The 19,119-nt window shown below is 40.2% G+C and carries 20 protein-coding genes; 8 read left to right on the forward strand and 12 right to left on the reverse strand.

Annotated elements, in window-relative coordinates:
* Window positions 1-56 precede the first annotated feature (56 nt).
* The 9 genes from I6F54_RS12245 to leuS are packed head-to-tail and all read right to left on the reverse strand — an operon-like array spanning window position 57 to window position 9,458.
* Window positions 57-821: a septal ring lytic transglycosylase RlpA family protein gene (locus I6F54_RS12245; protein ID WP_165739928.1), complete on the reverse strand. Its 765-nt coding sequence runs from the start codon at window positions 819-821 to the stop codon at window positions 57-59.
* Entirely contained in the window at window positions 821-1,927 is a 1,107-nt protein-coding gene (gene rodA / locus I6F54_RS12250) for a rod shape-determining protein RodA (protein ID WP_007585558.1), read from the reverse strand. Before rodA ends, I6F54_RS12245 begins: the two co-directional genes overlap by 1 nt.
* Window positions 1,924-3,792, reverse strand: a complete 1,869-nt coding sequence (mrdA, locus tag I6F54_RS12255) for a penicillin-binding protein 2 (protein WP_033012431.1) — start codon at window positions 3,790-3,792, stop codon at window positions 1,924-1,926. Before mrdA ends, rodA begins: the two co-directional genes overlap by 4 nt.
* A 9-nt stretch (window positions 3,793-3,801) precedes the next feature.
* The gene (gene rlmH, locus I6F54_RS12260) at window positions 3,802-4,272 is read right to left on the reverse strand and encodes a 23S rRNA (pseudouridine(1915)-N(3))-methyltransferase RlmH (RefSeq protein ID WP_007585562.1); all 471 of its coding nucleotides are present in this window, start codon (window positions 4,270-4,272) and stop codon (window positions 3,802-3,804) included.
* A 37-nt stretch (window positions 4,273-4,309) separates the two neighbouring features.
* Complete coding sequence (rsfS, locus tag I6F54_RS12265; RefSeq protein ID WP_165728920.1) at window positions 4,310-4,627, reverse strand: ribosome silencing factor; 318 nt, start codon at window positions 4,625-4,627, stop codon at window positions 4,310-4,312.
* A gap of 55 nt (window positions 4,628-4,682) precedes the next feature.
* Window positions 4,683-5,318 (reverse strand): nicotinate-nucleotide adenylyltransferase, encoded by a 636-nt coding sequence (gene nadD / locus I6F54_RS12270; protein ID WP_197141556.1) that lies wholly within the window; start codon window positions 5,316-5,318, stop codon window positions 4,683-4,685.
* A 21-nt stretch (window positions 5,319-5,339) separates the two neighbouring features.
* Window positions 5,340-6,377: a DNA polymerase III subunit delta gene (gene holA / locus I6F54_RS12275; RefSeq protein ID WP_197141558.1), complete on the reverse strand. Its 1,038-nt coding sequence runs from the start codon at window positions 6,375-6,377 to the stop codon at window positions 5,340-5,342.
* A complete protein-coding gene (locus tag I6F54_RS12280) occupies window positions 6,377-6,868 on the reverse strand; it encodes an LPS-assembly lipoprotein LptE (RefSeq protein WP_165744033.1) in 492 nt (163 codons plus the stop codon). Before I6F54_RS12280 ends, holA begins: the two co-directional genes overlap by 1 nt.
* A gap of 1 nt (window position 6,869) precedes the next feature.
* On the reverse strand, window positions 6,870-9,458 hold the full coding sequence (gene leuS / locus I6F54_RS12285) for a leucine--tRNA ligase (protein ID WP_197141560.1): 2,589 nt from the start codon (window positions 9,456-9,458) through the stop codon (window positions 6,870-6,872).
* Window positions 9,459-9,654: 196 nt separating this feature from the next.
* Here leuS and I6F54_RS12290 point away from each other — a divergent pair, with 196 nt between their 5' ends.
* The 4 genes from I6F54_RS12290 to I6F54_RS12305 all read left to right on the forward strand — a co-directional run bounded on the left by I6F54_RS12290 (window position 9,655) and on the right by I6F54_RS12305 (window position 13,788).
* Window positions 9,655-10,113, forward strand: coding sequence for a zinc ribbon-containing protein (locus I6F54_RS12290; protein ID WP_007585575.1), 459 nt, complete (start codon window positions 9,655-9,657; stop codon window positions 10,111-10,113).
* A gap of 77 nt (window positions 10,114-10,190) precedes the next feature.
* Complete coding sequence (locus I6F54_RS12295; protein ID WP_231617025.1) at window positions 10,191-12,611, forward strand: Lon protease family protein; 2,421 nt, start codon at window positions 10,191-10,193, stop codon at window positions 12,609-12,611.
* A gap of 20 nt (window positions 12,612-12,631) precedes the next feature.
* Window positions 12,632-13,108, forward strand: a complete 477-nt coding sequence (locus I6F54_RS12300; RefSeq protein ID WP_197141563.1) for an FKBP-type peptidyl-prolyl cis-trans isomerase — start codon at window positions 12,632-12,634, stop codon at window positions 13,106-13,108.
* 143 nt (window positions 13,109-13,251) lie between these two features.
* The gene (locus I6F54_RS12305) at window positions 13,252-13,788 is read left to right on the forward strand and encodes a hypothetical protein (RefSeq protein WP_197141565.1); all 537 of its coding nucleotides are present in this window, start codon (window positions 13,252-13,254) and stop codon (window positions 13,786-13,788) included.
* 21 nt (window positions 13,789-13,809) lie between these two features.
* Here I6F54_RS12305 and I6F54_RS12310 read toward each other — a convergent pair whose 3' ends face one another.
* Window positions 13,810-14,334, reverse strand: coding sequence for a CIA30 family protein (locus I6F54_RS12310; RefSeq protein ID WP_197141567.1), 525 nt, complete (start codon window positions 14,332-14,334; stop codon window positions 13,810-13,812).
* A 67-nt stretch (window positions 14,335-14,401) separates the two neighbouring features.
* On the reverse strand, window positions 14,402-15,178 hold the full coding sequence (locus I6F54_RS12315) for a hypothetical protein (RefSeq protein ID WP_197141569.1): 777 nt from the start codon (window positions 15,176-15,178) through the stop codon (window positions 14,402-14,404).
* Between the two features lie 180 nt (window positions 15,179-15,358).
* Here I6F54_RS12315 and I6F54_RS12320 point away from each other — a divergent pair, with 180 nt between their 5' ends.
* From I6F54_RS12320 to I6F54_RS12335, 4 genes are all read left to right on the forward strand, one after another.
* Window positions 15,359-16,444, forward strand: coding sequence for an alkene reductase (locus tag I6F54_RS12320; protein WP_197141571.1), 1,086 nt, complete (start codon window positions 15,359-15,361; stop codon window positions 16,442-16,444).
* 152 nt (window positions 16,445-16,596) lie between these two features.
* Window positions 16,597-17,607 carry an RDD family protein gene (locus I6F54_RS12325; protein ID WP_197141573.1) on the forward strand — a complete coding sequence of 337 codons (1,011 nt, stop codon included), beginning with the start codon at window positions 16,597-16,599 and terminating at the stop codon, window positions 17,605-17,607.
* Window positions 17,608-17,695: 88 nt separating this feature from the next.
* Window positions 17,696-17,947 carry a type II toxin-antitoxin system Phd/YefM family antitoxin gene (locus I6F54_RS12330; protein ID WP_033029102.1) on the forward strand — a complete coding sequence of 84 codons (252 nt, stop codon included), beginning with the start codon at window positions 17,696-17,698 and terminating at the stop codon, window positions 17,945-17,947.
* A complete protein-coding gene (locus I6F54_RS12335; RefSeq protein ID WP_197141575.1) occupies window positions 17,937-18,224 on the forward strand; it encodes a type II toxin-antitoxin system RelE family toxin in 288 nt (95 codons plus the stop codon). Before I6F54_RS12330 ends, I6F54_RS12335 begins: the two co-directional genes overlap by 11 nt.
* A 438-nt stretch (window positions 18,225-18,662) precedes the next feature.
* Here the strand turns inward: I6F54_RS12335 and I6F54_RS12340 are convergent, their stop codons facing one another.
* The gene (locus I6F54_RS12340; RefSeq protein ID WP_231617026.1) at window positions 18,663-19,106 is read right to left on the reverse strand and encodes a hypothetical protein; all 444 of its coding nucleotides are present in this window, start codon (window positions 19,104-19,106) and stop codon (window positions 18,663-18,665) included.
* Between the last annotated feature and the right edge of the window lie 13 nt (window positions 19,107-19,119).

Genomic DNA, 19,119 nt, shown 5'->3' on the forward strand with positions numbered 1-19,119 from the left:
TTTATACCCAAACTACCCTGAGATGCGAGCATCCTGGGGTAGTTTGGGTATTAGTCTTACTGAGTGTATAGCAAGAACGCATTTTGAAATTGATCTTGTTTTAATTTTTGTAATACTTCTTTTGCATGCTGGGCATCTTTAATAGGGCCGAGGTGCAATCTATAAATAGCGTCCTTTTGAACGATATTTGTTGGTAATTTATACTGACTTCTTAACGTGCTTGCTAGCGCTTCAATGTTTGTTAGTGTACTACCTGCAGCTACTTGAATATAGGTTTGATTTACAGCAGAGCCAGCAAGCGTAACGGCCTCTAGCTTAACCTTTGCTGTACCATGAGTGTAATAACCAAGCTTATAAGCGGCTGCGTACGAAAGGTCAATCACTCTATCGTCATGAAACGGGCCCCGGTCGTTTACGCGCACTATTACCGATTTACCATTTGCGGTATTGGTTACTTTAACAAAGCTAGGTAATGGCAGTGTTTTATGCGCTGCGGTCATGGCAAACATATCGTAGGTTTCACCATTTGAGGTGTGATAACCATGAAACTTACGACCATACCACGAGGCAATACCTTCCTCAGAATAACCTGTTTCATCAAGCATCGGGGAATAGCTTTTACCAAGCACTGTGTATGGGCGGCTAGCGCTAGCACTTTTAGTGGTTTCGGTTACTATAGCGTCTTGCATCTCAAGTGTAGTTGGGGCTCTTAATGGCGCTGCATCATGACGCATACTATAACGGCTACTTGATCCGCTACTACAAGCACTTAAAAGTAAAATTAATAATGTAGTAAATATAAGCTGATTAGTGTGTCGCATTATTTTAAAAGCATCCTTTTATCTGTTGCGATTGACATAATAATGCCAAATCCTGCCATTAACGTCACCATCGATGTACCACCATAACTAATCAGTGGTAAAGGTACGCCTACTACAGGTAATAAACCCGACACCATGCCTATGTTTACAAATACGTACACAAAAAAGGTGAGGGTGAGTGCGCCTGCGAGCAATTTACCAAATGCATCTTGTGCATTAACAGCAATGTATAAACCACGGCCAATAATAAATAAATAGAGACTAAGTAAAACACATACGCCAAATAAACCAAATTCTTCGCTTAAAACCGAAAATATAAAGTCGGTGTGGCGCTCTGGCAAAAATTCTAATTGCGATTGCGTACCAAGCAGCCAGCCTTTACCTTCTATACCGCCTGATCCAATAGCAATTTTAGATTGAATAATATGATAACCTGAACCGAGCGGATCGCTCTCAGGGTCTAAAAAGGTGAGTACACGCTGCTTTTGATAATCGTGCATACCGTAGTGCCAAAATGGCCATGCGGCAAGCGCTACAATAGAGCTTAAAAAGCCGATTAAACGCCAACTTAATCCAGACAAAAACAAAACAAATATACCTGAACTTGCAATAAGTATAGCGGTACCTAAATCGGGTTGTTCTTTAATTAATAATGTAGGGAGCATTACAATCATAAAGCCAATAATTAAGTGCATTGGCCGAGGGGGTAAGTGGTTACGCCCTATATACCAAGCTACCATCATCGGGACTGCCAGCTTCATTAATTCTGCAGGTTGAAACCGTGTCACCCCTAAATCGAGCCATCGCTGTGCGCCTTTTGAGCTTACGCCAAATAAAAGTACACCCACTAGCATTAATAAACCAACGCAATAAAGTGGGATCACTAAACGCTTTAATGTGGCAGGCGAAAATTGGGCCAAAACAACCATAGCAACAACCGCACCGCCCATACGAGTCATGTGCCTAATCATCATTGAAGAGTCTTGGCCGCTTGCGCTGTAAACAACCATTATGCTACCAGCCATCATTATGAGTAATGCAATAAGCAGTGGTAGGTCTAGATGCATACGCATCCAAATAGAGCGTTTATCGTGTAAAGCGGTCATGGTGTATCGTTCCTTGCAAGATTAACTGGATTGGCTGCAAAGTAGTAATCCATAAGTTGGCGAGCAATTTGAATACCACCGTGGTTGTTTTCTAATACAACAGAAACCACAATTTTAGGATCGTTGTAAGGTGCAAACCCTACGTAAATTGTGTTGTCACGCTGGCGCTCTTTAAGCGATTCTGCATCGTAGCGTTCACCTTGGGCAATACTAACTACCTGTGCAGTACCCGTTTTACCAGCCGAGTCGTAGTTAGTGCCTTTAAATGCTTTGTGCGCTGTGCCTGATATTTTTTGAACTGTATTATGCATTGCATCTAACGATACTTGCCAATGGCGTGGATCTTTTAAAATAACAGGGGGTTTTTCTTCGTTGTTAATTTGCGTTATGTCGCTATCTTTTTTTATTACTTGCACCAAATGAGGTGGATGATTAATACCACGATTAACTAATATGTTAGTCGCATTTGCAATTTGAATTGGTGTAGCAGTCCAGTAACCTTGACCAATACCTACCGAAATAGTATCACCACGCCACCAAGACTCTTTAAAGCGTCCTTCTTTCCATTCTTTTGAAGGTAGAATAGCAGTAGTTTCTTCATGAATATCAATACCTGACAAATCGCCGTAGCCAAAACGGGCCATAAAATCACTGATTTTAGTGATGCCTAATCGATAAGCCGCATCGTAAAAATAGGTATCGCACGACTCTTCAATCGCCTTGTATACATCCACATGACCATGGCCCCAACGTTTCCAATCTCGCCATTTGTGTTCAACATTTGGAATTTGAAAAAAACCAGGATCCCACATTGATGTTGATTCATTTACTATATTTTCTTCAAGCGCTAATACAGCCATTAAGGGCTTTACCGTAGAGGCAGGCGCATAACGACCTTGCGTAGTACGGTTTATTAACGGACGGTCTTGGTTAAGTAACGCTTTATAATTTTTGCTGCTAATGCCGTGTACAAATAAATTTGGGTCGTAACTTGGGTTTGAATAAAGTGCCAGCACGCCACCATCTTTTGCATCCATAACTACAACAGCGCCACGCATATCTTTAAGCCCATGCTGTGCAATTTGTTGCAAGCCAATGTCTAAGGTAAGTACTAAATCGCTACCAGGTTGTGGCTGGGTCATGCTTAGAGTGCGAATTACACGGCCACGGTTATTAACTTCTACCCGTTGTGAGCCCACTTTACCGTGCAATGTCTCTTCATAGTATTTTTCTAATCCGAGCTTGCCAATATCATATGTAGCACGGTAATTGGTTGCACGATCTTCTTGTTCTAATTGGTTTAGCTCTTTTCTATTAAGCTTGGCAACATATCCAAGCGCATGCGTTAGCGTGTCGCCAAATGGGTAGTAGCGAGCCAGACGTGCCTCAATACTAAAACCAGGAAATTTATGCTGATTAACCGAAAATTTCGCCACTTCTGTTTCGTCTAAGCGGGCTTTTAATACTTGTGATTTAAAACGACGGGTGTGTTTTATATCTTTTAAAAAGTCTTGTTTATCTTGCTCTGTAATCGCAATTATTTTACTTATTTGATCAAGCGATTCGTCAAGGTCATCTACCTCTTCGGGGATGACTTCAAGGTTGTAAACAGGTTTGTTTTCAGCAAGTAGCACACCGTTACGGTCGTAAATTAAACCACGGTTGGGTGCAATAGGAATAACTTTAATGCGGTTATCGTTGGAGCGGGTTTGGTAGTCTTGGTGATCTTCTACCTGAATAGTATAAAGATTAGAAAGTAATACAGCGACTAATCCTAATACAAAAACAAAACCCACGAATGCTCGCCTAGCAAATAAGTTTGCTTCTGCGGAGTGGTCACGAATAGTGGGTCTATGTTTTAGCATGGCAAGGGGTTACTCGCGATGATAAGGATGGTTGTTATTTAAGCTCCAGCCTCGATAAAGGCTCTCTGCAACAATTATACGCACCAAAGGGTGCGGCAATGTTAAATTAGATAACGACCATTTTTGCTCAGAAGCTGCAATGCACTCTGGAGCAAGTCCTTCAGGTCCGCCAATAAGTAAACTTACATCGCGGCCGTCGAGTTGCCATTTTTCCATATTTTTAGCAAGTTGGTGAGTATCCAGCGCTTTCCCTGTTACCTCTAACGTTACAATACGATTGCCTTTTGGAATAGCCGCTAATGTTTTTTCACCTTCAATGTGTAAAATACGCTTTATATCTGCATTTTTACCACGTTTTCCGGCTTGAATTTCAATTAACTCAAGGGCCATATCTTTAGGGAAACGGCGCTGATATTCTGCAAATCCCGTTTCTACCCATGCTGGCATTTTGGTACCAACAGCAATCATTTGTATTTTCACGTATTACTTCCAAGCATTGTCTAAAATAAGTGAGCGTTTAGCCCCACAGTTTTTCTAGATCGTAATAGATACGTGCTTCGCTTTGCATCACGTGTACAACCACATCACCTAAATCAACCAGTGCCCATTCGCCGTCGCCTTCACCTTCATAACCTAGTGGTTCTGAATCTGCATGACGCGCTTCTTTTGCTAAGTGATCAGCAATTGACTGTACGTGACGTTTAGAAGTACCAGAACAAATTACCATGTAATCTGTGATATCTGATGTCTTAGTTACGTCAATATGAACGATGTCACGCGCTTTCATATCGTCAATTTTATCCATTGCAAAGGCGAGTAGTTGTTTTGAATCCAAGGTTTTGTCTCAATTTAAAAATTTAATGGCGCGCATTTTAACACGCTAGGAGTTTTTAAGCATCAATTTGATAGAGCTGATGCATTTGTATGTAATGACTCACTGCATCGGGCAATAGTTCATTCTTTTTATTACTTATTTTTAGCTGCTTGCGAATAGTACTTGAGGCCGCATCGAGCATTTCACCGGGTAAAAAATAAAGTTTACCGGCAAGTGACTGCTTAAGTGTTGCTGCTTCGTCTACATTTGCGTGTTGCATATAGCTTTTTAGCTCGCCATTAACAGTGCAATGTTGAGCAGGGCGTTGGTAGACCACAATATGACAAAGTTGCGTTATTGCTTGCCACTCAAACCATTTATCCAGATTGTTAAAAGAGTCCATACCAATTAAAAATAAAATAGGTGTAGTGGGGTGCTCTTTATGAAGCTCTTGCAAGCTCAGCAACGAATACGATGGACCGGTTCGGTTAAGTTCTCTTAAATCGAGTTCAAAATGAGGATAAGGTGCAATAGCTGCGTTTAGCATATTAATTCGATGCTGCGTACTAATACCCGGCGCAGCTTTATGTGCAGGGAGTGCACACGGCATAAAATAAAGCGTATCTAAATTAAACGCATTAACGCATTGCTGCGCCATATTTATATGACCTAAATGAACTGGGTCAAAGGTACCACCAAAAATTGCGATCATTTAACACCCATTAGCTATTTATTAATTAGCCGTGTGGCACGGCATAGGAATGTTAAGCGGCTGGCAAAATTTAATGCAAATATGTGCAAGCGCTTGGTAAGGTGCTATTAACTTACCTTGCTTATAACTGGCATCAAACAACGCTACATCACTATTTATTTGCTCTAGTGTGTGCATTTTTAACCGGTTAATAGCATTTTGAACAGGGCCTTGTTGGTTTTTCCAAATAGCCTTTTGTTTAAATAAATTAGCGATAGGCTCGCCATTTAGTAAACCAAGTTGCACACTTATTAGTGTATTAAGCTCTTTGGTAATCGCCCACAAAATGCTCACCACTTCGGTGTTGTCGCTCGCAAGTTTGTTTAATACTTTTATAGCTTGTTTAGCGTGACCATTTAATAGTGCATCACTTAAATCAAAAATATCAAACTTGGCTTGATTTAAAAGCCCTTGCATCACTAATTGCTGAGTAATTAAAGCATTGCCGTGAAGTAGTGAGAGTTTTTCAAGTTCCTGAAAACACGCTAATAAGTTACCTTCAGTGGCATTAATTAAGCTTACTTTGGCGTCGTTTTGTACATTGAGCGATAAACGTTGGCATTGATCATCAAGCCATCGTTTTACATGCGTGCCTGTAAGCGGGTAACAAGGAACAAATACGCCTAGTTTATCAAGGGCTTTAAACCATGCACCACGTTGTACTTCTTGGCTGGCTTTAGCGCCTTTAACAATTAAAATAGTATCGGGATTAACCAGTTCAACCACTTTTTTAAAGGTGTTGCTGCCAATAACGCCTGGTTTTTGTTGGTTTAAATCAAGCTCAATAATAGTGCGCGCACTAAACAACGACATGCTTTGGTATTGAGCTATAATTTCTTGCCAATCGAACCCTTGCATTAAAGTAAACTTAATTACCTCATCAAACCCTTGCTGCTTAGCAGCGTCACGAATTTGCTGTACGCATTGCGCTTCTTGAAAAGGTTCTTCCCCAAACACTAAATAAAAGGGCTTTAGCCCTTTATTTAATTCACTCGGTAGTTGATTAGCGTAGCAGCGCATTATAGTTGCGACAGCTCTCTAACAATACGACGACTAGCTTGCTCACGAATCTCGCTAATGAGTAGCTCAAGCTCTTTTGCTTTTGCTAATGCATGATCCGGATCGTCTTGGTAATTACGGTAAAGCTCAAAGCGTTTTTCTATTGCTTTTTCGCCTGGTCGTTTAACTACATACGATACGCCATAAGCGAGCTCGTATTCAGCAACCTGACCATTTTGAAACAACGAAAGTGTTTGGCGTTCGATAGTTTCTTTACGTAAATACAACTGAGCTTTATCTTTAGCTGACGATACTAGCTCTACGTTACTCGCTTTAAGCTCTTTTTTAAGCTCAGTGAATAAAGTCGATTTTTCGTCATCGCCTACAAGTGTTAGCTGTTTTAAGTTATCAGGTAAGCTAGAGGCTTTTTTTAAATGAAATCCACAGCTTGATAACAAAAAACAGACTAGCACTAAGGCTAGTCCATTTTTAATGGCGTTAAATGCAGCCATATTAGTTAGCTACCACGTTAAGTAGTTTGCCTGGTACGTAAATAATTTTACGAATAGTTGAGCCATCAGTAAATTTAGTGACGTTAGACTCAGCAAACGCAAGGGCTTCTACTTGCTCTTGAGTTGCACCAGCTGCCACTGTTAACTTAGCGCGAAGCTTACCATTTACTTGCACGATGATTAGTTTTTCATCTTCAACAAGTGCCGACTCGTCAACTTTTGGCCATGCTGCATCTAAAATCTCGCCTTCTTTACCAAGCTCTTTCCAAAGCTCATGCGATAAATGCGGAGTAATAGGTGCAAGCATAATAATTAATGCTTCAAGTGCTTCATTAGCAATGGCTACATCTTGCTTGTCGTTTAATGGTGCTTTTAATAACTTATTAGAAAGCTCCATAATAGCGGCAATAGCGGTGTTAAAGGTTTGACGACGTTCAACATCATCAGTCACTTTAGCGATTGCTTTGTGTAAGTCGCGACGTAATACTTTTTGTGGGTTAGTTAGCGCTGATTTATCAAGTGCTTGGTAACCTACTGTTTTAACGTCTACCGCGTATTTCCATACACGTTTTAAGAAACGGTGTGCGCCTTCAACGCCCGAGTCCGACCATTCAAGCGTTTGCTCTGGTGGTGCTGTAAACATCATGAATAAACGTACTGTATCTGCACCATACTGGGCAATTACATGTTGTGGGTCTATACCGTTGTTTTTAGACTTAGACATTTTGCTCATGCCTGATGAGAATACCGGCTCGCCATCTTCTTTGTGCCATGCTTTAGTTACACGGCCTTTTTCGTCGGTTTCGGTGTTTACATCAGTTGGCGAAATCCAAATGTCGCCGCCTTTTTCATCTTTACGATAAAATGTTTCAGCAAGTACCATACCTTGACAAAGTAAGCGGTCAAACGGCTCGTCTGAATTAACTAAACCAAAGTCACGTAATAATTTATGGAAAAAGCGCGAGTACAATAAGTGTAAAATTGCATGCTCAATACCACCAATGTATTGGTTTACTGGTAACCAGTAGTTAGCAGCCGCAGGATCTAGCATACCTTCGTCGTAGCGTGGGCTACAGTAGCGTGCGTAGTACCAAGACGATTCCATAAAGGTGTCAAACGTATCAGTTTCGTGAAACGCAGGTGCGCCATTTACTGTTGTTTTAGCCCACTCTGGGTCTGCTTTAAGCGGTGACGTTACACCGTTCATTACGACATCTTCTGGTAAACGAACAGGTAGCATATCTTCTGTTGCAGCAAGCTCTTTACCATCTTCATCGCTAAGCATTGGAATTGGAGAGCCCCAATAACGCTGACGGCTCACACCCCAGTCACGCAGGCGGAAGTTTACTTTACGCTCACCAACGCCTAGTGCTTCTAATTTGTCGGCAATGGCTTTAAAACCAGCTTCAAAATCTAGACCGTTAAATTCACCCGAATTTACAAGTACGCCTTTATCAGTAAACGCTTCTTCTTTTAGGTTTACTTCAAGATCTGAACCTTCAGCCGGTGCAATAACTTGTTTTATATCTAGGCCGTACGCCGTTGCAAATTCAAAATCGCGTTGGTCGTGTGCAGGTACTGCCATTACAGCGCCTGAGCCATAATGCATTAATACAAAGTTAGCGACCCAAATTGGTACTTGCTCGCCCGTTAATGGGTGAGTGGCGTAAAAGCCTGTTGCTATGCCTTTTTTCTCCATTGTTGCCATGTCTGCTTCGGCAACTTTGGTGTTTTTGCATTCTTCAACAAACATTGCAATAGCATCGCTATTTTTAGCGGCTTCTTGTGCAATAGGGTGGCCACCGGCAACAGCAACATATGTAACACCCATAAAGGTATCTGGGCGAGTTGTGTATACGCTAAATGTTTCGTCGTTATCTGTGCGTTTAAATTCAATATCACACCCTTCAGAGCGGCCAATCCAGTTACGCTGCATTGTTTTAACTTGCTCTGGCCAATCTTCTAACTTGTCTAAATCGTCAAGTAGCTCTTGTGCGTAGTCAGTAATTTTAATAAACCACTGTGGAATTTCTTTTTGCTCAACTACAGCACCCGAACGCCAACCGCGACCATCAATAACTTGCTCGTTAGCGAGTACTGTTTGATCCACTGGATCCCAGTTAACTGTCGACATTTTTTTATACACTAGGCCTTTTTCGTAAAGCTTAGTGAAAAACCACTGCTCCCACTTGTAGTACTCTGGATGACACGTCGCAATTTCGCGATCCCAGTCATAACCAAAACCTAATTGCTTAAGTTGGGTACGCATGTAATCAATATTTTCGTATGTCCACTTAGCGGGTGCTGTTTTGTTTTTAATAGCAGCGTTTTCTGCAGGTAAACCAAACGCATCCCAACCCATAGGTTGCATTACGTTTTTGCCTTGCAGGCGCTGGAAACGAGAAACAACATCACCAATGGTGTAGTTACGCACATGACCCATATGCAGTCGACCACTCGGATAAGGGAACATAGAAAGGCAGTAATACTTTTCTTTGCTCTCATCTTCAGTGACTTTAAATACCTGGTTTTCTTCCCAGTAGCTTTGTACTTTTGACTCTATATCTTGCGGGTTATATTGCTCTTGCATCTATGGTTCCAGACTTCTTGCAAACTAATAAAAAATTGCCATTAGGATACCCCAAATAAAACACTATTCACAGCGTCAAAAACATGCTTTTATTAAATTGTAACTTTCAGTGCAGGTTAACCTGCTTTTTTATAGTGTGGTTAGCTAAAGTCATAAGTTACAGACTGATTTAACAGCAATTTTGAAGGAGTAAAAAATGACTGATTACAAAACATGGCTTAGCAGTTTTACCCATTGGATAAAAGATGTGAAAGAGCATGGTTTAAAAGATGTGGTTTCTGGGTTTGTTGAATCTGAGCAGGCGCTTAAAGATTTAAGTCAAGAAAGATATGAGCTCTATAAAAGCTATTTAAAGAATGATATTGAACATATAGTAGAGAACGAATCACACTATAATTCGCTTGCATGGCAAGAGCTTAAAGAGTCTCTTTGGTTTGAACTTTCGCACATAGAAGATAAAACCCAGCTTGAGTGGCAATCTTTAAGTCAAGATTTTAAGCACAATGGTGTGTATCACGCAGGCGAATGGATAGCCATGGGCACATTAGTATGTAAGAATTGCACCCATAGTTACGATGTTTATCACGCTACACAAATTACACCGTGTATTGAATGTGATGGAATCTATTTTAGTCGTAAGGCACTGCACCCTTAAATATAAGTATTAAGTGGCTGCGGGCCACTTAATACGCCCAAAGGCCAGCGAATATGCTGGTAAAAAAAGAAGTTAGAATGACGAAAAAATTGCTGCCACTATCTGTTTCAAAGCTCGCACCGAGTATATCTACTAATCACGTAAACACGTGCATGAGCAATCCATACCCAGAGCAACTTACGTTTATAGGCCAACAACGCGCCCAAAGTGCTTTAGATTTTTCATTAGGGATGGAACTGCCGGGTTACAACGTTTATGTAATGGGCGAGGCTGCTCACGGGCGCTTTACGCTTGTTAAAGATAAACTTAAGCAACACGCAAAAGACCGCTCAACGCCAAACGAATGGTTATACGTAAATAATTACGATGATCACAGAGAGCCCATTGCGCTGTTTATGCAACCAGGACAAAGCAAGCAACTTAGTGACGACATAGATTCATTTTTAGATGAAGTGCTCGACACCTTTCCTGCTGCATTTGATAACCCAGCGTATCAGCGTAAGAAAAAATCAATCGACCGTGAATTTAACGATGCCTACGACAGTGCTATTACCGCAGTAGAAATTGCGGCGTTTGAGCAAAGCGTTGCATTAGTTGAAGAAAAAAATTCAGTAGGGTTTGCACCACTTGTAGATGGTAAACAATTAAGCGACAGCGAATTTGGCGAACTTGAAGAAACGTTACGTGAAGAGTTTTTTGAAAAAATTGAAAAGCTAGAAGATTCATTAATAGAAGCATTAATAGAACTGCCACGTTGGAAACGCGAATCAAAAGAAAAGCAACGCAATCTTAAAAAATCGACTGCAGAGCAAGCCACTAAACCACTTTTAAAAGACTTAGAACATAAATACGCAACTCATATTGGCGTACTGCGTTATTTAAAAGATATTCGCGTTGAAATTATAGACGCGGTACTTGAATGGCTAGATGACGAAGATGAAAGTGAAGAAAGCAAAGAAGACTTTGACCGCAAAGGCATGCTTACCGACTTTTTTGCACCTAACATTTTAGTTGAGTTTAAAGAAGACGACGCAGCACCGGTTGTGTACGAGCCAAACCCAACGTTTGGCAATATATTTGGCAAAATTGAGTACTCAACATCGCAAGGCTCTTTAATTACATGTTATCGATCAATTCAGGCAGGTGCATTGCACCGTGCTAATGGCGGCTATTTAATTATGGACGCTGAAAAAATCATGGCAAACCCACAAGTGTGGGATGGTTTAAAGCTCGCGTTAAAAACACACCAAATTAAAAATGACTTACCGTACCAAGACAGCACAGTAGGGACGAGCTTTACACTTCGCCCGCAGCTTATACCGCTTGATGTTAAAATTATTTTATTAGGCTCACGCGAGTTGTACTACACCATAGGTGAATATGACGAAGAATTTGCAGAGCTATTTAGAGTATTAGCCGACTTTGATTACTACTTGCCAAGTAGCGATAAGTTGCAATATCAGTTTATTACCAAAGTGACTGAGTATTGCGAGCAAACATTAAAATGCACCGCTACAGAGGCTGCTATGGTCCGGTTACTTAAATTTAGTTACCGCCAAGCTGAGCATCATAATAAACTCTCGGCGCGCTTTGCTGATGTGCTTGAATTAGTTGCTGAGGCGAGTTATTACGCGAAACAAGATAACTTAACGGTTATTGATGCATACCATATTGACGAAGCCATTGAAGGCAAACAATATCGTACCGGTCAGATCAGCGAAAACATGCTTAGCGATATAAAAGAAGGCCATACACTTATTGCAACTGATGGCCAAGCTATAGGTAAAGTAAATGGTTTAACAGTACTACACATTGGCGATACCTCGTTTGGTACACCTGCGCGTATTACGGCAACTGTTTATGCAGGCGCCGATGGCGTAATAGACGTTGAACGCGAAGCCGAACTAGGTAAAGCTATCCACTCAAAAGGCGTGATGTTGCTTACCGGCTATTTAGGTAATAAGTACGCACAGCAGTTTAGCTTAACGCTTAGTGCTAATATTGCCATAGAGCAAAGTTATGGTTACATAGATGGCGATAGTGCATCTTTAGCAGAGCTTTGTGCGCTTATTTCATCTATTACAAGCCTCCCTATTAGCCAATCTATCGCGCTGACAGGCTCTATTAACCAACATGGTGATGTACAAGCCATTGGTGGTGTAAACGAAAAAATAGAAGGCTTTTTTAAACTGTGTAAAATGCGTGGTTTAACCGGTTCGCAAGGCGTTATTATTCCTAAATCAAACCAAGTTAACTTAGTACTTGATGACGAAATACTTAATGCGGTAGAGGCGGGTAAATTTAATATTTACGCAGTTGAAACCGTAGATCAAGCGCTTAACTTGTTAATGGATATAGAAGCTGGCGATATTATTGATGACCAGTATCCAGAAAACTCAGTAAATGGCATTGCGCTTGCTCGTCTTAAAGAAATTGCCGACATAGTTAATGGCGATGATGACGACGAAAAAGACGAAGAGCCAGATAACGAAAAGTAAAACAACGAAAAAGGTTAATGATGATCAATATAATTTTGGCGGTAGTTATCGCCATTTTTTGTTTTTTAATATTTCAAAATAGTAAAAAAGCAAAACAACAAGCAGGCATAAATGCACAAATAGGTGCAGACTATTTAGCCGCTAACGCAAAGGTAGAAGGTGTAGTAGAAACGACTTCTGGCTTGCAGTATAAAGTAATCCATAAAAGCGATAGTGAAAACACACCAACCCCAAAAAGTATGGTTAACGTGCATTACCACGGCACACTAATCGACGGCACTGTGTTTGACAGCTCAGTAGAGCGTAAAACACCGATTAGCTTTGGTTTGCACCAAGTTATTAAAGGCTGGACTGAAGGCTTACAACTGATGAGCCCAGGCGACAAATACACGTTATACGTACCGCATCAATTAGCGTACGGCGAAAAACGGGTAGGGAGTATTCCTCCTGCCTCAGTACTTATTTTTGAAGTAGAGTTACTGGCAATTGAGTCGTAATTTTATTCAAGGTAATAAATAGCTAAAGCCCTACTTTAATAAAGTGGGGCTTTTTGCTTTTAGCTAACAATAAAATTTACTCAAGGATTTTAATACGAGGTCGATACCTATAATAGTTACAGAGCTATTTTAGGGATAAAATAATGAAGATTTCACCGACTCCCATTCCATACCAAGTAAACAGCTCTAATACTCAACCTTTAGCGCAATCAGATAAACTACCTGTTGAAAAAGCGAGTGAAGAAAAGAGCGGGGAAGAGAATGAGGAAGAGCCAAAATATGTGTTATCTAAGTTTCTAGATACCAAAGCGCAAGAATACAGTGAAGATAACGCTACGTTTAGCAATCAATATAAAAACCTCGAAAAAGTATACAAGCACTTCACTGGGCGAGTTATTGCGCTGCAAGAACAAATTAACAAACTTAAACAAAGCCCAGCACAGCGAAGTTTAACCATCGATAGCAGCGCCAATGAGATAAATAAAAGTGATGCCAATTTAACTTTAGATGCAGAGCATCTAGGTGCAAAACAATATAAAAACACGCAACAACAAGAGCAAATAGACATGCTAGAGCTGCAACTTGGAGAGTTGAAATCAGAGCAAGCGGCAGTAAAGCAACAAATGGTTGAGTTGGTTATTAGTGAAATGAAAAGGCGAGGTGACGACTATACTATTTAGCGCCACCAACATGCTGGTGGGCTAGCTTTTAAACTCAATTTTACTCACTTCTAGTTCAAACTCACCTTCTTGCTTACCTGCAATCATAAAGCCTAGCTGTTTTATATCGTCAAAATCAATAGTTGGTTGTTGCTCAAGCATGCGACCGCGATACGTTAAAGTAAAATCACTTGGGGCAAAATTTATATTTACCCATTCATTTTTTACTGTTTTAAATGAGTGAGTATACGCTGCGCCATCAAGAGAATTAGTTGTTCTGAGCCTGAGCTGATAAGTTTGCCCGTCACCTTTAACACGCAGCGCTACAGCTTTAGTATTTTGGCTTTGGGTATTTAGCTCTGTACGTATTGATGCAAAACCGCCGTTATTATCAAGCGAAACATTGCCTGTAAACAGTAAACTGCCTTGTATTTGTGTGAATTGGCTATTAGATACACCGCCCATTACTGAGTCGTTAACAACGTACCAGCGCTGGTTTGCATTAGCTTGCGCACTTACAACTAATAAATTAAATACAAAAAGTGATGATAGTTGTTTGGTGATCATGGCTTACTCCTAAGTACTTTAAGCTTATCAATACGGGTAAACATATTATTTGTTCACTTATTTAAAGCTAATTATTTTTACGACTCCATTTTTTCATGATTTTTTCAAACATAATTTCTTTATCAGTTTTATCCTCAGGACAGGGTTTACCGCTACTTTGAGGCATGCCATTACTACCAAATACAGTTGAAGTATCAATTAAATAGCATTTACCATTAAATTTTTCTAATCGTCGTGTGCCTGTTGTATTTTGGCTAATAACTTCTGATTTATCAGACTTTACTGGTGTTTTAATTGTGGGCTTATTGTTTATCTCATCATTTTCGGAGCTTTTATCTTCATCAAAGGAGACCATTTTTTTATGAGTCATATTATTTACAGGAGAGCCAAATAGCGGCGCGTATGGATTTAGCTTTTTAAATGTTTGAGAAACTTTTGTTGTAGGCTCTGAAGGCGCGGCTAACTGGGGTTCAACAGGTTTTACAGGCTCTTTTTTAAGCTCTGTTTGTGCCTTTGGTAACGTGGTGGTTTTGGCTTGCGTTTTTTTAGTCACCTTTACTTTGGCTTTTGTAGAATCTTTTATTATAGGTGTAGTGTTGGAGGTCGCTGCATTTGGTGCATCAGTTTTAGTATTTACAGGTTTTATATCAGGCGCATTAGTTGTGGTAACAACTGAGCTTGGCTTAGGTAGGCTTGCTAAATTAACCGTAACATAGGCCTGTATTATAGCGTTTTTCTCCTCCTTTGGCGGCGCAACTTTAATAGATTGCGAAAACAAAAAGTACAACACAATAGCGTGTATACAAAACGAGATGACCCACGGCCACGCATTCCCTTTATTCACATCAAACCCTCAACTTAATAGTGCTGTTAAGAGTCAATAAAATACATTTAGTTCACCTAAACTTAATGTGTTTTACTTTGTGGCTTTATTGCAAATACAACAAAACTATTTTGCAGTTTTTGTTGTTTTTGCATGTGCTTGGTTACGTTATTATGAGCGAAATCAAACTTAGGAGGCATTATGACATTACTTTTTGAACCAATAGAACTTGCAGGTAAAACATTAAAAAACCGTATCGTTATGCCCCCAATGACTCGCTCGCGTTCAACACAACCTGGCGATTTAGCTAACGACTTAATGGCAACATATTACGCACAGCGCGCAAGTGCCGGGCTAATTGTAAGCGAAGGCACACAAATTAGTGAACTTGGTAAAGGTTACGCTTGGACTCCGGGTATTTATTCAAATGAGCAAGTTGTAGGTTGGAGTAAAGTAACAAGCGCAGTACATAGCGCTGGTGGCGTGATGTTTGCTCAGCTTTGGCATGTTGGCCGCGTAACTCATAGTGACAACACCGGTGGCGTGCAGCCTATTTCAGCCTCGGCCATTGCTGCAAAAGACGTAAAAGTATTTGTAGATACAAATGGCGCGCCGGGTTTTGTAGACACCCAACTACCACGCGAAATGAGCAAACAAGATATTACGCAAGCCATAGGCGAATTTCGTCAAGCTGCTAAAAATGCAGTTAATGCAGGATTTGATGGCATAGAGCTTCATGCTGCAAATGGTTACCTCATTAACCAATTTTTAGACTCAGAATCAAATGCTCGCACCGATGAATATGGTGGCAGCGTGCAAAACCGAATACGTTTTTTAATTGAAGTGGTAAATGCTGTTAGCGACGAAATTGGTAGCAGCAAAGTAGGCGTAAGACTAGCCCCGTTAACAACTCTTAATGACACAGTAGACGAAAACCCTGAGGAAACTTATTTAGCGGTTTCTGAGGCATTAAATAAGGCCGGTGTAGGTTACATGCATATAGCCGAAGCCGATTGGGATGACGCACCTTTAATGAGTGTTGAGTTTAAACACGCTATTCGCAAAGCCTACAGCGGTGTATTAATTTACGCAGGCAAGTACACCAAAGAGCGCGCAGACAACGCACTTAGCGAAGGCTGGACCGACATGATTGGCTTTGGTCGCCCGTTTGTATCAAACCCAGACTTACCAGCACGCTTAAAGCAAGGCAAGCCTCTTAACAGCCACAACCCCGACACTTTGTTTGGTGGTGCAGAACAAGGCTATACCGATTATCCAACGGTATAATTACTAGTAAGTAATTAACATTGAGTAAAAACATAAAGGGCTGCATTTTATGCAGCCCTTTTTTGTGCACTGATTCTATTAGCTTTACCTTGAGCAAAAAATAAAAAACGCGTAAGTTAACCGGGTTACCTATTTTAATAACAAGAATATAAATGAAAGCCAAAGAGATAGAACAATTAGAATTATCAAATTCTGAAACCCGAGAAGTTGTTACCCCCTACGCCTTTAAAATTGACAGGGCTTTACTGGGCTTGCCTTTAGCTTCGCCAATTCGGCGTGCACTAGCAATTATTATTGATGTAGCGCTGATATTTTTAGCCGCCAAACTCAGCGCGGCTTTAATAGCATTTGTCGCTGCAATGGCTTTTTATAAAGGTACGGCGCAACAGTACTTACCTAAAATGTCGAATGTGTGGCGAAGAATCTTAAAAATAACGGCTGCAAGTATTTTATTTGTAAGCGCACTTACTGTGCTTTCAATTGGCATAGATTACTTAGAAGGCGATAACGCTGATCAAGGTTTGGCTGTTCAGGGCGTAAAAATACAAGATGAAATTGAGCTTACCGCCACAGAAAAACAAAAGGTAAATACTTATTTAGCGCAAACAGCCGATGAAAGCTGTGATCAACCCTGCCAACAAAATGCGCTGGATAATTTAATAGGGGAAGTACCCAAATTAGCAAAAATGGATGACCTACAAAGCCCACAACTTGCTACCGTATTTTTACAGCTATTAGTGCTCAGTGAAAATAACGAAATACAGCCTGCACAGTTAATAGAAGAAAAGCCAGCACAAACAACTACAAACAGTATTTTGCAGTGGAGCAAAGGCATTATTCAAGATTTAGGTTTGGGTTTTGGCTGGGCTGCTGTTTACTTTACGTTGTTCTCATTACTTTGGCGCGGGCAAACACCGGGTAAAAAAGTATGTAACATCCGCGTAGTTGCACTGAGCGGTGAGCCATTAGGTTTATTAGATTGTTTTGGTCGCTACGGCGGCTACGGTGCAGGGTTTGCCACTGGGCTGTTAGGGTTTTTGCAGATATACTGGGATCCAAACAGACAAGCTATTCAAGATAAAATATCAGCGACGGTGGTTATTAAAGGTAACTTGAATCAACCTGTGAATGTTGAAACCGTTGTAGATGCAGTGAAAGAGTAATAAAAACTAACAAGATTATAAAAAAGAATAGCTATAAATAAAAAAAAGTCTAAAATTAGGGCTTAATTTAGTTCTTTTTAGGTGTTTTATGAGACAAGTTTTAGCTGATTGTTCGGCAAGTATTTCAGAACTTAAAAAAAATCCAACAGCGCTTTTAAATGAAGCAGATGGCGCTGCAATAGCCATATTAAATCATAACAAGCCCGCAGCTTACTTAGTACCGGCACCAATGTATGAGCTAATTATGGAACAACTGGATGATTATGAACTAACTAAAGTTGTTGAGAGCCGCAGAGGCGATTTATCTCAAGCGGTTGAAGTCAGTATAGATGACTTATAAGTTAAAGTTTTTGCCTGCGGCGTTAAAGGAATGGGGGAAGCTAGCGGCCCCACTTAAAAGTCAGTTTAAAAAGAAGCTCATTGAACGCTTAGACAACCCACATGTGCCTGCATCCAAGTTGCGAGGCTTTGATAATGTTTACAAAATAAAATTGCGCACGGCAGGGTATCGCCTAGCTTACGAAGTTATTGAAGACGAAATTGTGGTCTATGTACTTGCAATTGGCAAGCGCGGTAAAGATGCGATATATAAAAAGCTGATGAAACGTAGTAAATAAATGTCGCAAGGATGGATGGAAATCGCATTGGATATTTCGTGCGCTTAACTTATGCGTTATTATTTTTCCAAATCAGCTTGCTAATATCACTTAAAAATTCATTAGAAATACGAAAACCCTCGCTTTGCGAGACTAGATCCTCGCGATTCATTGTAATTAGTAATGATGCAATTATCTGTCGATGTACCTTAGCATAATATAGGGGGTTATCTTTTTTAGTACAGATTCTTGCTCCACCTTGAATAGATATTAAGTCTTCTTCAGGGATTTTTAGGAATGAGTCAAATACAGGATCTTTAGGCCCCAATATAGAGAGATCAACAAAGGTTTGGTTTATCCAGCTTTCTGTTAATTGCTTTCCTTTAGTTTTATTTCTAACATCATGGCCTCTTTGAATTATGTCTTTATAAAAGACTTGAAGTATTTGATTATGCGATTTTATTTCTTCAACTTCCTGATTACTTGGTTGATATTTCCCCCTGATAAATACTCAAGTATTAATCCTTCAGTGTAAATGTTGACCTTCATTTCTTCTTCAATTTTTTTTATTCTTTTTTCAAACCTTTCATATAACTGATAAAACTCTTGAGATTGAAGTTGCTCAGCTTGCGATTGAAAGACTTTTTCACTTAAGTCATTTGCTTGTTTTGAAATTAAGTAAGATTTATTCGCAATCAATATCGAAATCACAGACGTTAAAAACATTAACACGCTAATAATTGCTGAAAGAATATGCTCAGGTTTAAGTCCAAGTTCATTATCCACAATTAAGGCACTTGGGAAAAATGCAGCAATAAACACCAACATCAGCGCACAGCACATCAGCAGTGAAATGGTATTAGAGTTTTGAGCAATTGATTTAAAATACGGCACTTCTTCCATCCTTGAAAACGAT

The organism is Pseudoalteromonas sp. SWXJZ10B (assembly GCF_015864475.1).
GTDB lineage: Bacteria > Pseudomonadota > Gammaproteobacteria > Enterobacterales > Alteromonadaceae > Pseudoalteromonas > Pseudoalteromonas arctica.